The sequence below is a fragment of the Curtobacterium sp. 260 genome, assembly GCF_030803485.1.
Lineage (GTDB): Bacteria > Actinomycetota > Actinomycetes > Actinomycetales > Microbacteriaceae > Curtobacterium.
Genome location: NZ_JAURUY010000005.1, coordinates 57,344 through 73,793 on the forward strand (window position 1 = coordinate 57,344; position 16,450 = coordinate 73,793).

8 protein-coding genes and 1 pseudogene are annotated in these 16,450 nt (G+C 70.2%); all 9 read right to left on the reverse strand.

Annotation, left to right across the window (positions count from 1 at the left end; translation table 11 throughout):
* Positions 1 to 36: 36 nt before the first annotated feature.
* The 9 genes and pseudogenes from rapZ to polA all read right to left on the reverse strand — a co-directional run bounded on the left by rapZ (position 37) and on the right by polA (position 16,440).
* Positions 37 to 948, reverse strand: coding sequence for an RNase adapter RapZ (rapZ, locus tag J2X59_RS08085; RefSeq protein WP_066654437.1), 912 nt, complete (start codon positions 946 to 948; stop codon positions 37 to 39).
* Positions 949 to 1,368: 420 nt separating this feature from the next.
* Positions 1,369 to 3,255: pseudogene (gene uvrC / locus J2X59_RS08090) on the reverse strand (excinuclease ABC subunit UvrC); the annotation flags it as partial.
* Positions 3,256 to 6,291 (reverse strand): excinuclease ABC subunit UvrA, encoded by a 3,036-nt coding sequence (gene uvrA, locus J2X59_RS08095; RefSeq protein ID WP_326496312.1) that lies wholly within the window; start codon positions 6,289 to 6,291, stop codon positions 3,256 to 3,258.
* Positions 6,292 to 6,340: 49 nt separating this feature from the next.
* On the reverse strand, positions 6,341 to 7,264 hold the full coding sequence (locus tag J2X59_RS08100) for an SDR family NAD(P)-dependent oxidoreductase (RefSeq protein ID WP_326496313.1): 924 nt from the start codon (positions 7,262 to 7,264) through the stop codon (positions 6,341 to 6,343).
* A complete protein-coding gene (gene uvrB / locus J2X59_RS08105) occupies positions 7,254 to 9,326 on the reverse strand; it encodes an excinuclease ABC subunit UvrB (protein WP_066658265.1) in 2,073 nt (690 codons plus the stop codon). The genes J2X59_RS08100 and uvrB overlap by 11 nt, the downstream gene beginning before the upstream one ends.
* A gap of 96 nt (positions 9,327 to 9,422) precedes the next feature.
* Positions 9,423 to 10,025, reverse strand: a complete 603-nt coding sequence (coaE, locus tag J2X59_RS08110; protein ID WP_326496314.1) for a dephospho-CoA kinase — start codon at positions 10,023 to 10,025, stop codon at positions 9,423 to 9,425.
* A gap of 89 nt (positions 10,026 to 10,114) precedes the next feature.
* Complete coding sequence (gene rpsA / locus J2X59_RS08115) at positions 10,115 to 11,590, reverse strand: 30S ribosomal protein S1 (RefSeq protein WP_066654468.1); 1,476 nt, start codon at positions 11,588 to 11,590, stop codon at positions 10,115 to 10,117.
* A gap of 255 nt (positions 11,591 to 11,845) precedes the next feature.
* Positions 11,846 to 13,525, reverse strand: a complete 1,680-nt coding sequence (locus J2X59_RS08120; RefSeq protein WP_326496315.1) for a DUF885 domain-containing protein — start codon at positions 13,523 to 13,525, stop codon at positions 11,846 to 11,848.
* Between the two features lie 242 nt (positions 13,526 to 13,767).
* Positions 13,768 to 16,440 (reverse strand): DNA polymerase I, encoded by a 2,673-nt coding sequence (gene polA, locus J2X59_RS08125; RefSeq protein ID WP_326496316.1) that lies wholly within the window; start codon positions 16,438 to 16,440, stop codon positions 13,768 to 13,770.
* Positions 16,441 to 16,450 lie beyond the last annotated feature (10 nt).

Consider the following 16,450-nt stretch of genomic DNA (forward strand, 5'->3'; position numbering starts at 1 on the left):
CCGGCGCACGTGGGTGTGGAGCGGCCGGAGGAACGGTCACTCCCGGCCGAGATCTCGGTTCTTCACACGCACGGCGACGTCGGACATCCCGCGGAGGAGGTTCGCCAACTCGGCGACGACGGCGACCGAGCGGTGCTTGCCGCCGGTACAGCCGATGGCGATCGTAGCGTGTCTTTTGTTCTCGCGTTGGTATCCCGCCAGCACGGGCTCGAGCACGGCAGCGTACCGCTCGACGAACGAGCGGGCGCCCGGCTGCGACAGGACGTACTCCGAGACGGGGGCGTCGAGGCCGGTGTGCGGGCGGAGTTCCGGCACCCAGTAGGGGTTCGGGATGAACCGCACGTCCGCGACCATGTCGGCGTCGGCGGGCAGCCCGTACTTGAACCCGAAGCTCATGAGCGTGACCTGGACCCCGACGAAGTGGTCGTCGGCGAAGCGCTCCGTGACGGCGTTGGCGAGCTGGTGGATGTTCAGGTCTGAGGTGTCGATGACGACGTCGGAGGCCTCGCGCAGCCCGGACAGCCGCGAACGCTCGAGGCCGATGCCGTCGAGCAGCGTCCCGTCGCCCTGCAACGGGTGCGGCCGGCGGACCTGCTCGAAGCGGCGCACGAGCACGGCGTCCGTCGCCTCGAGGAAGAGCACCCGGACCCGGGCGGAGGTGCTGGCACGGACCTGCTCGACCGCCTGCTCCGGGTCGGTGAAGAACCGTCCGCCGCGGACGTCGACGACGGTCGCGATCTTCGGGATCTTCTCCCCGGCACGGTCCGCGAGCTCGGTGAGCGGGCCGAGCATCTGCGTCGGGAGGTTGTCGACCACGTACCAGCCGAGGTCCTCGAGCGCCTTGCCGACCGTGGAACGGCCGGCGCCGGACATGCCGGTGACGATGAGGATGTCGTGCTGCTGCGACGCGGACGTCGGGGTTGTTCGGTCGTCGCTCGTGTCGCTCATGTGTGGGAGGGCTCCGTCGTGGCGGCCCGGGCCACGGCCCGGGGAGGTCTCGGCTTCGGGTCTCGGCTGCGCGTCCAGGCTACCGTCCCGCGCTCGGAGCGGGGCCGGTCACCGTGGACGCGACGGGCCGTCGGCGGAGACGTCCGGGACGCGGACGGGGCCGACCGGCCGGGAGGCGCGGCTCGGCTCCTCCGCGGCGGCTGCGGGCGCGTCCGGGTCCGTCGTCCGCTCCGGACCGGGGGTGCTGGCTGCGCGCCCGGCAGGGTCGGCGTCGCTCGCCTCCGGCACGCTTCCTCCGGGCGAGCCCGCGTCCGGGGCGCTCGCACCGGACGGGCCCGCCTCCGGAGCGCTCGCACCGGACGGGCCCGCCTCCGGGGCGCTCGCTCCGGGCGGGCTCCCCTCCGGCGCGCTGCGGGGCGTCTGCGCGAGCTTCGTGACGACCGCCGCCGCGGTCGCCGGCCCGACGCCGTTCACCTCGGCGATCTGATCCTCCGTCGCCTCACGCAGGCGCGCGACCGACCCGAAGTGCTTCAGCAGGGCGTTCACCCGGGTCGGGCCGAGCCCGGGGATCTCCGACAGCTGCGACCGGACGTCGCGCTTCCGGCGGGTCCGCTGGTGCGTGATCGCGAACCGGTGCGCCTCGTCACGGATCCGCTGGATCAGGAAGAGCGCCTCGGAGTTGCGCGGCATGATCACCGGGAAGTCGTCGTCGGGCAACCACAGTTCCTCGAGGCGCTTCGCGATGCCCACCAGGGCGATGTCGTGCACGCCGGCCTCGTCCATCGCCCGCTTGGCCGCCTGGACCTGGGGCTGGCCGCCGTCGACGATGAGCAGCTGCGGACGGTACGCGAACCGCTTCGTCGGCTTCGTGCCCTCGACGACGTCCTCGCTCGTGGCGTCCGGGACGTCCGGCACCGCGGCGTCCTCGTCGAGGCGCGCCAGCCGTCGCGACAGCACCTGGTACATGCTGTCGGTGTCGTCGGTCGTCTCGGCGATCGTGTAGCGGCGGTACTGGTCCTTGCGCGGGAGCCCGTCCTCGAACACCACCATCGACGCCACCACGTTCGTGCCCTGCAGGTGGGAGACGTCGTAGCACTCCATCCGCAGGGGGGCCTCGGTCATCCCCAGGGCGTCCTGGATGTCGGCGAGGGCAGCCGACCGGGTCGTGTAGTCGGCGCTGCGCTTCGTCTTGTAGAGCATGAGCGCCTGCGCGGCGTTCTGGGCGGCCGTGCGCGCGAGGCCCGCCCGGTCGCCCCGCTGGGCCGTGCTGAGCTTCGTGCCGCGCCCGCCGCGTCGCTCGCTGAGCCACTGCTGCAGGGCCTCGGCGTCCTCGGGGAGTTCCGGCACGACGACCTCGCGCGGGACGTCGTCGCTCGTCGCGTACTGGCCCTGGACGATCTGCTCGACCAGGTCGCCGGTGCTGATGTCGAGCTCCTTGTCGACCACCCACCCCCGGACACCGCGGATGCGCCCGCCGCGCACGGAGAACAGCTGCACGGCGGCGGCGAGCTCGTCCTCGGCCACACCGAACAGGTCGAGGTCGACCGAGTCCCGGAGGACCACCGCCGACTTCTCGAGCACCGCTTCGAGGGCACCGACCTGGTCGCGGTAGCGCGCCGCCTGCTCGTAGTCCATGGCGTCGGCGGCCGCGGCCATGCGCTGCCGCAGGGTGGTGATCACCCTGCGGTCGTAGCTGCCCATGAACCGGACGAACTCCTCGACGATCGCCCGGTGCTCGGCGATCGTGACCTTCTGCGAGCAGGGTCCACCGCACTTGCCGATCTGGCCCGGGAAGCACGGCTTGCCCGTCTGCATCGCCTTCTTGTAGGACGAGTCCGAGCAGGTGCGGATCGGGAACACCTTGATCATCAGGTCGATGGTGTCGTGCACCGCCCAGATCTTCGGGTAGGGCCCGAAGTACTTCGCGCCCTTGATCTTCCGGTTCCGCGTCACCATCACCCGCGGCGACTCCTCGCCCAGGGTGATCGCCATGTACGGGTACGACTTGTCGTCCCGGAACTTGACGTTGAACGGCGGGTCGAACTCCTTGATCCACGTGTACTCGAGCTGCAGTGCCTCGATCTCGGAGCCGACGGTGGTCCACTCGACGCTCCGGGCCGTGAGCACCATGCGCCGGGTGCGCTCGTGGAGGGTCGGCAGCGGTGCGAAGTAGTTGCTCAGGCGGGCGCGGAGGTTCTTCGCCTTGCCGACGTAGAGCACCCGACCGGCCTCGTCACGCCACCGGTAGACGCCTGGGTCGGTCGGGATCTCCCCCGCCTTCGGCCGCCAGGAGACGGTGTCCGCCACCTACCGAGCACCCGCCTTCTGCTTGCTCTGCTGCCCGCCCTGGTGCTTCTGGGTGGCCTGACGCGCACCGACCGCCTGCTCCTTGCCGACACGGGCGTCCTGCGCATCGAAGATCTCGCGCAGGAAGACACCGGTGTGACTCTCGGGGACGTCGGCCACGTGTTCCGGGGTGCCGACGGCCAGGACCGTACCGCCACCGGCACCGCCCTCCGGTCCCATGTCGACCAGCCAGTCGGCGGACTTGATCACGTCGAGGTTGTGCTCGATCGTGATCACGGTGTTGCCCTTGTCGACCAGGCTCTGCAGCACGAGCAGCAGCTTCCGGACGTCCTCGAAGTGCAGGCCGGTCGTCGGCTCGTCGAGCACGTAGACCGTGCGGCCGTTCGAGCGGCGCTGGAGTTCCGTCGCGAGCTTGACGCGCTGGGCCTCGCCACCGGAGAGGGTCGTCGCGCTCTGCCCGAGGCGCACGTAGCCGAGGCCCACGTCGACGAGCGTCGCCATGTAGCGGTGGATCGCCGAGATCGGCTCGAAGAAGTCGGCCGCCTCGCTGATCGGCATGTCGAGGACCTCGGAGATGTCCTTGCCCTTGTAGTGCACCTGCAGCGTCTCGCGGTTGTACCGCGCACCGCCGCAGACCTCGCACGCCACGTAGACGTCGGGCAGGAAGTTCATCTCGATCTTGATCGTGCCGTCACCCGAGCAGTTCTCGCAGCGGCCGCCCTTGACGTTGAAGCTGAAGCGACCGGGCTGGTAGCCGCGCGCCTTCGCCTCGGGCGTCTCGGCGAAGAGCTGCCGGATGCGGTCGAACACGCCGGTGTAGGTCGCCGGGTTGGACCGCGGGGTGCGGCCGATCGGCGCCTGGTCGACGTGCACGACCTTGTCGAGCTGGTCGAGGCCCTTCACGCGGGTGTGCTTGCCGGCGATGTGCCGTGCGCCGTTGAGCTGGTTCGCGAGCACCTTGTACAGGATGTCGTTGACCAGGGTCGACTTGCCGGAACCGCTGACGCCGGTCACCGCGGTGAAGACACCGAGCGGGAAGTCGACGTCGACCTGCTTGAGGTTGTTCGCCCGGGCGCCCTGCACGCTGATGACGCGCTTCGGGTTGATCTTCCGTCGCTCGGCGGGCACCTCGATCGCGCGCCGACCGGCCAGGTAGTCACCGGTCACCGACTCGCGGTTCGCGATGATGCCCTCGTAGGAGCCGGAGTGCACGACCTTGCCGCCGTTCACGCCCGCGCCCGGTCCGATGTCGACGACCCAGTCCGCCGTGCGGATGGTGTCCTCGTCGTGCTCGACGACGATGAGGGTGTTGCCGAGGTCCTTGAGCTTGACGAGCGTGTCGATGAGCCGACGGTTGTCGCGCTGGTGCAGGCCGATGCTCGGCTCGTCGAGCACGTAGAGCACACCCGTCAGGCCCGATCCGATCTGCGTCGCGAGCCGGATGCGCTGTGCCTCGCCGCCGGAGAGCCCACCGGCTCCGCGCGCGAGGGTCAGGTAGTTCAGGCCGACCTCGAGCAGGAACTCGAGCCGCGCGCGGATCTCGCGGAGGACCGCGGCCGCGATGTGCGCCTCACGCTCGGTGAGCGTCAGCTCCTCCATGAAGCCGTACGCCTGGTCGAGCGACATGTCGGTCACGTCGGCGATGCTGCGACCGTCGACCGTCACGGCGAGGACCTCGGGCTTGAGGCGCGTGCCGTCGCAGACCGGGCAGGGGACCTCGCGCAGGTAGCCCTGGAAGCGCTGCCGCTGCGAGTCCGACTCGGCCTCGGCGAACTTGCGCTCGATGTAGGGCATGACGCCCTCGAACCCGCTCGTGTACCGCATCTCGCGGCCGAAACGGTTCTTCCACGACACGGAGACCTGGAAGTCCTTGCCGGTCAGGATCGCGGCCTGCACCGACGGGTCGAGCTGGTTCCACGGGGTGTCGAGGCCGAACCCGAGGTCCTTGCCGAGACCCGCGAGGAGCTTCTCGAAGTACGAGTACAGCCCGCTCGTGCCCGTCCAGGGCAGCAGGACGCCGTCTCGCAGCGAGGCCTCGGGGTCGCCGAGCACCAGGTCGGGGTCGACCGACATGCGGGTACCGAGGCCCGAGCACTCGGGGCAGGCACCGAACGGTGCGTTGAACGAGAAGGTCCGCGGCTCGATCTCGGTGAGCGCGAGCGGGTGGTTGTTCGGGCAGGACAGGTTCTCGGAGTAGGTCCGGACCGCGCCGGGCCCCTCGTGGTCGACGAGGTCGATCGCCACGGTGCCGTTCGTCAACCGCAGGGCGGTCTCGAGCGAGTCGGTGAGGCGGCCGAGGATGTCGTCGCTCGCCACGAGACGGTCGACGATCACCGAGATGTCGTGCTTGACCTGCTTCTTGAGCTTGGGCGGGTCGCTCAGCTGGATGCGCTCACCGTCGACGATCGCACGGGCGTACCCCGAGGCCGCGAGCTCCTGGAAGAGGTCGACGAACTCGCCCTTCTTCTTGGAGACGACCGGCGCGAGGACCTGGAAGCGCGTGCCGGTCTCGAACTCCATGAGCTGGTCCGCGATCTGCTGCACGCTCTGCTTGCTGATCACCTCGCCGCAGACGGGGCAGTGCGGGACACCGATGCGCGCCCAGAGCAGACGCATGTAGTCGTAGACCTCGGTGATGGTGCCCACGGTCGACCGCGGGTTCCGGTTCGTCGACTTCTGGTCGATCGAGACCGCCGGCGACAGGCCCTCGATGAAGTCGACGTCGGGCCGGTCCACCTGGCCGAGGAACTGCCGGGCGTAGGCCGACAGCGACTCCACGTAGCGCCGTTGGCCCTCGGCGAAGATCGTGTCGAACGCGAGCGAGGACTTGCCCGACCCGGACAGCCCGGTGAACACGACGAGCGAGTCCCGAGGGATCTCGAGGTCGACGTCGCGGAGGTTGTGCACGCGAGCGCCCCGGACGCTGAGCGTCGAGGTGCTGTGCGGCGCCGTCCCGCCGGGGATGTGGAGGTCTGCAGGCTCGCCGAAGGCGTTCCGGCCCGGGGTCGCGGTTCCGCGGTCAGAGGTGATGGTCATCGCAGACGATTCTACGAAGCAGGACCGACATCCGTCCGGGCGTGGCGGTCTAGCCGAGTGCGTCGAGAGCGAACGCGACGCCGGTCGCCCGTTCGCTCGCCGTCCAGAGGCGCGCAGCGACGGTGCGGTCGTGGGCACGCGGGCGCGCCGGGACGAGGGCCGGACGACCGGCGAACTGGAGCGGACCGGCCGGCCCCCAGTACTCCCCCGAGCGCACGGCCTCACCGACGGCGGCGTGCACGAGTGGCCACGCCCCGGCGTCCTTGCCCTGCGCCACCCAGCCCGAGCCCGCCCGCATCCACGCCGGTTCCGACCGCGTCGGCGCGACGTCCGGTCGGGGCGGCGCGGCGGCGTCGAGCGCCAGCCCCGGGTGCGCGACGACGCTGCGCACCCGCGAGCCGGCGTCACCCAACCGCTGCGCGAGCTCGAAGCCGAACAGCATCACCGCGAGCTTGCTCCTGGCGTACTGGCGGTGGCCCTCGTAGCGGCCGACCGCGAGCGGATCCGTCCGGTCGAGCGTCGTGAGGCGGTGCGCGATGGAGCCGAGGTGCACCACACGCCCGGCGTCCTGGTCGAGGGCCGGCAGCGCCAGCGCCGTCCAGGCGAAGTGTCCGAGGTGGTTCGTGCCGACCTGCAGTTCGAAGCCCTGCGCGGTGCGCTGCGGGCGAGCCGATCCGACCACGCCGGCGTTGTTGAGCAGAGCGTGCACGGGGCCGAGCTCCCGGAGCCGCACGGCCGCGGCACGCACGCTGTCGAGGTCGGCCAGGTCGAGGTGCAGGTGCACGAGCGCTGCGTCGTCGACGTGCTTCCGGATGCCCCGCTCGGCAGCGGCGGCACGCTCGGGGTTCCGCGTGGCGAGCACGACCCGGTGGCCCTGTGCCGCGAGCTGCTCGGCTGCGTGGTAGCCCAGGCCGGCGCTGGCACCCGTGACGACGACCGTCCGCCGCGCGGTCCCGGAGGTGTCAGCGGACATGCCCGGCGGACTCCATCTGTCGCAGCGCCTTCTTCAGGTCCTGCACCTCGTCGCGGAGCCGTGCCGCCAGCTCGAACTTCAGCTCGGCCGCGGCCTGCAGCATCTGGTCGTTGAGGTCGGCGATCGTCGCCTCGAGCTGGGTCGCGCCCTCTCCCGCGATGCCCTCGCGACGCAGGTTCGGCGTGGGCGACCGGCGGCCGTCGGAACCCGGGCGACCCTCGAGCAGCGCCTTGGTGTCGTCGCTCTCGCGCTGCAGCACCTCAGTGATGTCGGCGATCTTCTTGCGGAGGGGCTGCGGGTCGATGCCGTGCTCGAGGTTGTAGGCGACCTGCTTCTCGCGGCGCCGATCGGTCTCGTCGATCGCCTGGCGCATGGAGTCGGTGATCTTGTCGGCGTACATGAGGACCTGGCCCGACACGTTGCGGGCGGCACGGCCGATCGTCTGGATGAGCGACGTCGACGACCGCAGGAACCCTTCCTTGTCGGCGTCGAGGATCGCCACGAGGGACACCTCGGGCAGGTCGAGGCCCTCGCGCAGCAGGTTGATGCCGACGAGCACGTCGTACACGCCCTGGCGCAGCTCCGTCAGCAGTTCGACACGCTTCAGGGTGTCGACGTCGGAGTGCAGGTACCGCACGCGGACGCCGGCGTTGCCGAGGAAGTCCGTGAGTTCCTCGGCCATCCGCTTGGTCAGGGTCGTGACGAGCACGCGCTCGTCACGCTCGACGCGCAGCTTGATCTCCTCGAGCAGGTCGTCGATCTGGCCGTCGCTCGGCTTCACGACGATCTCGGGGTCGACGAGACCCGTCGGACGGATGATCTGCTCGACGACGCTGTCGGTGACGCCGAGTTCGTACTTGCCCGGGGTCGCCGACAGGTAGACCTTCTGCCCGACGCGCTCGAGGAACTCCTCCCACGTCAACGGTCGGTTGTCGAGCGCGCTCGGCAGGCGGAATCCATGCTCCACGAGCGTGCGCTTGCGGGAGGCGTCACCCTCGTACATCGCGCCGATCTGCGGCACGGTCACGTGCGACTCGTCGATCACGATCAGGAAGTCGTCCGGGAAGTAGTCGATGAGGCAGTGCGGCGCCTCGCCCGCATCGCGCCCGTCCATGTGGCGCGAGTAGTTCTCGATGCCGGAGCAGAAGCCGATCTGCTCCATCATCTCGATGTCGAAGGTCGTGCGCATGCGGAGCCGCTGGGCCTCGAGCAGCTTGCCCTGGCCCTCGAGCTCGGCGAGTCGGTCGGCCAGCTCGTCCTTGATCCGCTCGATCGCCCGGTGCATGACGTCGGTGTCGGCGACGTAGTGCGACGCCGGGAAGATCGAGACACCGGGCAGGTCCGCGATGACGTTGCCGGTCAGCGGGTGCAGCGAGGTGAGCGCCTCGATCTCGTCACCGAACATCTCGATGCGGATCGCGTGCTCTTCGTACATCGGGATGATCTCGATGGTGTCGCCGCGGACGCGGAAGGTGCCGCGGGCGAAGTCGACGTCGTTGCGCTGGTACTGCATGCCGACGAACTTGCGCACGAGCTGGTCGCGGGAGATCGTCTGGCCGACGTGGAGCGCGATGGACGCGTTCATGTACTGCTCGGGCGTGCCGAGGCCGTAGATGCAGGACACGGTCGACACCACCACGACGTCGCGCCGGCTGAGCAGCGAGTTCGTCGTCGAGTGCCGGAGCCGCTCGACCTCCGCGTTGACCGACGAGTCCTTCTCGATGAAGGTGTCCGTCTGCGGGACGTACGCCTCGGGCTGGTAGTAGTCGTAGTACGAGACGAAGTACTCGACCGCGTTGTTCGGCAGGAGCCCGCGGAACTCGTTCGCCAGCTGCGCGGCAAGGGTCTTGTTGTGCGCGAGCACGAGCGTCGGCCGCTGGACCTGCTCGATCAGCCAGGCGGTGGTCGCCGACTTGCCGGTACCGGTCGCGCCGAGCAGCACGACGTCGGTCTCACCCGCGTTGATCCGACCGGCGAGCTCGGCGATCGCCGCCGGCTGGTCACCGCTCGGCGAGTACTCGCTGATCACCTCGAAGGGACGGATCGCCCGGGTGGGCTGGATCGACACTGCCATGGGGACAACGGTAGTCGCGTCCCCTGACACCCGACGGCCCTGATCGCCCACAGCTGAGCGGGTTCCCGGGCCTGCTGGGCCCGTTCAGGACGCGATGCGGTCCCACACCGCGTCGGCGGACCGCAGGGTGCCCTCGAGCGAACCGGTCGCGTCCACGACGTGGTCGGCGAGGGCGAGCCGCTCGGCGTCCGACGCCTGGGCCGCCACACGACGCTCGGCCTCGTCACGCGGCATGCCCCGGTGCTCGATGAGTCGTCCGACCCGCTGCGCCGCAGGGGCGTCCACGACGACGACCGCGTCGAACCGGATCGGCCGACTCCCCCTGGCCTCGGCGAGGAGCGGGACGTCGTAGACGACGACGGCTTCCGGATCAGCGGCCTCGGCAGCGTCGAACGCTCCCCGTGCGAGCCGCCACACCTCCGGGTGGGTGATCCCCTCGAGGTCCTTCCGCGCCGAGGCGTCGGAGAAGACGATGGTGCCCAGGGCGGCCCGGTCGAGCGCGCCGTCGGGGGCGAGCACGCCCGTCCCGAACCGTTCGACGACACGGGCGAGCCCAGGGCTGCCCGGAGCGACCGCCTGCCGCGCGAGCCGGTCGGCGTCGACGACGACCGCGCCGTGCTCCGCCCAGCGACGGGAGACGGTGGACTTGCCCGCGGCGATGCCGCCTGTCAGACCGATGATGCGCACCGGTCCAGGCTACCGAGGACGTCGTGGAACGCCGGAAGCCCGGCACCCCCTCAGGGGTACCGGGCTTCCGGGACGTGCGACCCGCTCGATCAGTTGTTCGAGCTGAGCTTCTCGCGGAGCGCCGCGAGCGAGGCGTCGTCGGCCAGGGTGCCCTGACCGTTCGACTCGCTCGAGAAGGTCGACGAGGACGAGGACGAGCTCGAGGCCGAGGCGGGGAGGTCGAAGCCACCCTTCTCCTCGTCCGCGATGGTCTTCGCGACCTGCGCCTTGTGGGCCTCCCAGCGCGACTGGGCGGCCGCGTACTGGCCCTCCCACTCGGTGCGCTGGGTGTCGTAGCCCTCGAGCCACTCGTTGGTCTCCGGGTCGAAGCCCTCGGGGTACTTGTAGTTGCCCTGGTCGTCGTACTCGGTCGGCATGCCGTAGAGCGCCGGGTCGAACTCGGTGCCCTCCGGGTCCACGCCCTCGTTCGCCTGCTTGAGGCTGAGCGAGATGCGACGACGGTCGAGGTCGATGTCGATGATCTTGACGAAGACCTCGTCACCGACGGAGACGACCTGCTCGGCGAGCTCGACGTGCTTGTTCGAGAGCTCCGAGATGTGGACGAGACCCTCGATGCCGTCGGCGACGCGGACGAAGGCACCGAACGGCACGAGCTTCGTGACCTTGCCCGGTGCGATCTGACCGATCGCGTGGGTGCGGGCGAAGACCTGCCACGGGTCCTCCTGCGTGGCCTTGAGCGAGAGCGACACGCGCTCGCGGTCCAGGTCCACCTCGAGGATCTCGACGGTGACTTCCTGACCGACCTCGACGACCTCGCTGGCGTGCTCGATGTGCTTCCAGGAGAGCTCGGAGACGTGGACGAGACCGTCGACGCCGCCCAGGTCGACGAACGCACCGAAGTTGACGATCGACGACACGATGCCCTTGCGGACCTGGCCCTTGTGGAGGTTGTTGAGGAAGGTGGTGCGCGACTCGGACTGCGTCTGCTCGAGCAGGGCGCGGCGCGAGAGGACCACGTTGTTGCGGTTCTTGTCGAGCTCCAGGATCTTCGCCTCGAGCTCCTGGCCCAGGTACGGGGTCAGGTCGCGGACGCGACGCAGCTCGATGAGCGAGGCCGGGAGGAAGCCACGGAGGCCGATGTCGACGATGAGACCGCCCTTGACGACCTCGATGACCGTGCCGGTCACGACGCCGTCGGACTCCTTGATCTTCTCGACGTCGCCCCACGCACGCTCGTACTGCGCACGCTTCTTCGACAGGATGAGGCGGCCTTCCTTGTCCTCCTTCTGGAGGACAAGGGCCTCGACCTCGTCGCCGACCTCGACGACCTCGTTGGGGTCGACGTCGTGCTTGATCGAGAGCTCGCGCGAGGGGATGACACCCTCGGTCTTGTAGCCGACGTCGAGGAGGACCTCGTCGCGGTCGATCTTCACGACGGTTCCGGAGATCAGATCGCCGTCGTTGAAGAACTTGAGGGTCTTCTCGACCTCGGCCAGGAAGTCATCAGCCGAGCCGATGTCGTTGATGGCGACCTGCTTGGGAGCCTTGGTCGTGGTGGTTGTCATGTAGAGATTGCTCCGAACGGACATGAGTCGGGCCGTGACGGCGAGGGAGCGACCCCCTGGTCCGCACCGAACGTCGGTGCGAGCCGTCATGGCAGTGGTTGGTTGGCGCGGATTGCGCCGATTGAGTCTAGCCGCAGGGCCGCGGGCCCCACAACCGGGCGTGTCGCGTGTCGCGTGTCCGCGGTGACCGGAGGACGGACGGGAGGCACGTGGCGACCCCGCCACGCGCCTCCCGTCCGTCGACCCGTCGCTCCGTCAGTCGAGCAGCGCGGTCCGGAGCGTGTCCAGGCCGACGCCGCCGAGCGCGAGCGCCCGGTGGTGGAACGCCTTCAGGTCGAACGCGGCGCCCTCGCGTGCGGCGAGCTCGTCGCGGATCGACTCCCAGACGCGCTGCCCGACCTTGTAGGACGGCGCCTGCCCCGGCCACCCGAAGTACCGAGCGACCTCGAACTGCACGAACTCCGGCGCCATGTTGACGTTCCGACCCATGAAGTCGAGCGCGTACTCCCACGTCCAGCCACCGCCGTCGGGGTTGGTCTTCTGCAGGTGCACACCGATGTCGAGCACCACCCGGGCCGCCCGCATCCGCTGGCCGTCGAGCATGCCGAGGCGGTCGCCGTCGTCGTCGAGGAACCCGAGCTGCTCCATGAGCCGCTCGGCGTAGAGCGCCCAGCCCTCGACGTGCCCGGACGGACCCGCCAGCTGCCGGCGCCACGTGTTGAGCTCCCCGCGGTTGTAGACCGCCTGGCTGATCTGCAGGTGGTGGCCCGGGACGCCCTCGTGGTAGACCGTGGTCTTCTCGCGCCACGTGCCGAACTCGGTCACGCCCTGCGGCACCGACCACCACATGCGACCGGCCCGCGAGAAGTCGTCGGAGGGGCCGGTGTAGTAGATCCCGCCCTCCTGCGTCGGGGCGATCCGGCACTCCAGGCGCTTGATCGGGTCGGCGATGTCGAAGTACTCCCCGTCCATCGCGCGGATCGACGCGTCACTGGTCTCCTGCATCCACCGCTGCAGGGCGTCGGTGCCGTGCAGGATGCGGGCGGGGTCGGCGTCGAGGACCTCGATCGCGCGCGCCACCGAGGCGCCGGACTCGATGCGGTCCGCGATGCGCTCCTGCTCGTCGCGCATCCGGGCGAGCTCCTCGATGCCCCACTCGTACGTCTCGTCGAGGTCGACGACGGCACCCAGGAAGCGTCGGGAGTGCAGCTCGTAGTCCTCGCGACCGACCGCGTCGACCGGGGTCGCCAGGGGCAGCAGCTCGTGCTCGAGGAAGCCGCCGAACGACCGGTACGCGGCCGCCGCGACCTCGGCGCCGCGCACCAGCTCGCCGCGGAGCGACTCGGGCAGCGGTGCGCCGCCCTCGAGCGCGGCGCCGTCGACGAGCTGGCGGAAGAACCCGTCCTCGGCACCGTTGCGCGCGGCCTGCTCGGCGATGAGTGCGACCTGGCGCGCGGCGGGCGTGACCTGCTCGCGCGTGCCCTGCAGCAGGGTCTCGCGGTAGCCCTCCAGGGCGTCCGGCAGCGCGTGCAGGCGCCCCGCGACGTCCTGCCAGTCGTCGGTGGTCGCGGTCGGCATCAGGTCGAGGACGTCGCGGAGCTCCTGCGCGGGGCTCGCGATCACGTTGAGGTCCCGCAGGTGCAGCTTCCGCTCGTGCGACTCCACGACCAGGTCGAGCTCCGCTCCGAGGTCGGTCTTCGTCACCCGGTCGACGTCGTCCGTCGACTCGGCGGCGTCGAGGGCGCGGCGCGCGGAACGTGCGGCGTCGGCGAGGGCGTCGGCGCCGGCGGGCGAGGTGTCGCCGTAGCCGTCGGTGCGCCCGGCGACCCCGATGTACGTGGCGACGGTCGGGTCGAGGTCGACGAGGGTGGACACCCAGTCCTCGGCGACGCGGTCGACGGCGGACGGCTGGCGGACGGGTCGGTCTTCGCTCATGCCCCGACCCTACCGAGCGGCTCGGCGCGCGCCGGGTGCCGATCCGCGCACGGGAGGTCGATCCGCGCGTGGGACGCCGTTCCTTCCGGCCTCCGACGCGCGGTTCGGCATCCCAGGTCACGTGTGATGGGCAGGAACGCTCACCACGCTGGCTGCACGGCACCACGAACGGACGGGAGGCACGGTGCCAGCTGGCACCGCGCCTCCCGTCCGTGACGTGGCCGCGTCGCGACCGACCGGCGTCAGTGCGCCGCGGACTCCCAGTTCGGGCCGACGCCGACCGACACGTCGAGCGGGACGCTCAGCTCGGCAGCCGCGCCCATCCGGGTGCGCAGGATCTCCTCGACGCGTTCCTGCTCGCCGGGAGCGACCTCGAGGATGAGCTCGTCGTGCACCTGGAGCAGCAGGTGCGACTCGAGCGATCCCTCGCGGAGGTCCTCGTCGACACCGAGCATCGCGATCTTCATGATGTCGGCGGCCGACCCCTGGATGGGCGCGTTCAGCGCCGCGCGCTCGGCGTTCTCGCGGAGGACGCGGTTCGGGCTCTTCAGGTCCGGGAACGGACGCCGGCGACCGAAGATCGTCTCGGTGTAGCCGTCCTCACGGGCCTGCTCGACGACGCCCCGGAGGTAGTCGCGCACCGCACCGAAGCGGGCGAAGTACTCGTTCATGAGCGTGCGCGCCTCGGACTGCTCGATGCGGAGCTGCTTCGACAGGCCGAAGGGACTGAGCCCGTAGGCCAGGCCGTACGACATCGCCTTCACCTTCGTGCGCATCTCGGGCGTGACGTCCGCCGGCTCGACCGAGAACACCCGGGCACCGACGAAGCGGTGCAGGTCCTCGCCCTCGTTGAACGCCTGGATGAGCCCCGGGTCGCCGGACAGGTGCGCCATGATGCGCATCTCGATCTGCGAGTAGTCGGCGGTCACGAGCGTCGTGTACGGCTCGGCGACCGCGAAGGCCGACCGGATGCGGCGACCCACGGCGGTCTTGACCGGGATGTTCTGCAGGTTGGGATCCGTCGACGAGACCCGGCCGGTGCTCGTGCCGGTCTGCTCGTAGCGGGTGTGGATGCGTCCGTCGACGACCGCGGCGTCGAGCGTGTCGACGATCTGCCGGAGCTTCGTGGCGTCGCGGTGCTGCAGCAGCAGTCCGAGGAACGGGTGCGGGTGCTGCTCCTGCAGGTCGGCGAGGCTCGCCGCGTCGGTCGAGAAGCCGGTCTTCGTCTTGCGGGTCTTCGGCATCGCGAGCTCGGTGAACAGGACCTCCTGCAGCTGCTTCGGCGAGCCGAGGTTCACCTCGTGGCCGATCTCGGCGAAGGCCTGCTGCGCGAGCTCGGCGGCGCGCTCCCCCAGGTCGTGCGACAGCCCGGTCAGGACCGGGCGGTCGATGCCGACACCGATGGTCTCCATGCCCGCCAGCACCGGGACGAGCGGCAGCTCGATCGTGTCGAGCACCCGCAGCGAGGACTCGTCGACGCGGGAGCGCAGCGCGGTGTCGACCCGCAGGACGTACCAGGCGTGCACACCGACGTTGACCGGTTCGGTCTCGGGGACGAGCTGGTTCGGGTCGGCGGTCGGCAGCTCCTCGCCGAGTTCCTGGTGGACGAGGTCGGCGAGGGGCTGCCCCTGCTTGCCCGGCTGCGCGAGCCACCCGGTGATGCGGGCGTCCCCGGCGATGCCCCGCACCGTGATGCCGACCGTGCCGAGCGCCTTGATGGCGGCCTTGGCGTCGTGGAAGTGCTTCGGGGCGTCGGAGGCGAACCACGCGGCGAGCTGCTCGTAGTCCTTCGCGCCGCTGCCGCCGGGCACCAGGACGGCGTCGTCGTGGGTCGCGATGCCGATCGCGCTGAGCCGGCCGTCGATGACCTCGACCGCGACGCCGAACCCGTTCTCGGCGTCGTTCGCACCCTTGCGCTCGAGCCAGTACCCGAGCTCTTCGTCGATGACCGTGGTGACCTTCGGCGGGGTCGGCGCGCCGCTGTCGACCGAGCCGGGAGCATCGCTCGCCTCGCTCGGCTCACCGGTACCGGCGACCTTGAACACCCGGTCGAGCAGCGTGCGGAACTGCAGCTTCGCGAAGAGGTCGCGGACGGCCTGCTCGTCCAGCGGACGGAGGGCGACGTCCGCCGGTCCGACGGGCAGCTCGACGTCGTTCACGAGCCGGTTCAGCCTGCGGTTCCGGATCGCCCGGTCCTTCTGCTCGCGGAGGTTGTTCCCGACGACGCCCTTGATCTCGTCGGCGTGCTCGAGGACACCGTCGAGGGAGCCGTACGCGGTCACCCACTTGACCGCGGTCTTCTCACCCACCTTGTCGATGCCGATCAGGTTGTCGCTGGTCTCCCCCACGAGCGCCGCGATGTCCGGGTACTGGTGCGGCTCGATGCCGTACCGCTCGTACACCTTGTCGCGGTCGTAGCGCGTGAGCTCGGAGACGCCGCGGACCGACGGGTACAGCAGCGTGACGTCGTCGTTGACGAGCTGGATCGAGTCGCGGTCACCCGAGACCACGTACACCTGGTACCCCTGCTCGGCACCCTGTCGCGCGAAGGTGGCGAGGATGTCGTCGGCCTCGTAGTCCTCCTTCGTCACCGTCGTGATGCCCATCGCCTCGAGCGCCTGCTGCAGGAGCGGGATCTGGCCCTTGAACTCGGGCGGGGTCTCGGAGCGGGTGCCCTTGTAGTCCTCGTACTCGCGGGTGCGGAAGGAGAAGCGGGAGATGTCGAACGCGACCGCCAGGTGGGTCGGCTTCTCGCGCTGCAGGAGCATGAGCAGCATCGAGATGAAGCCGTGGATGGCGTTCGTGTGCTGCCCCTCGCGGTTCACGAAGCTGTCGACCGGCAGTGCGTAGAAGGCCCGGAAGGCGAGCGAGTGGCCGTCGATGACCATGAGGGTAGGCTTTGCGGAGTCCGACACCCGGACAGCC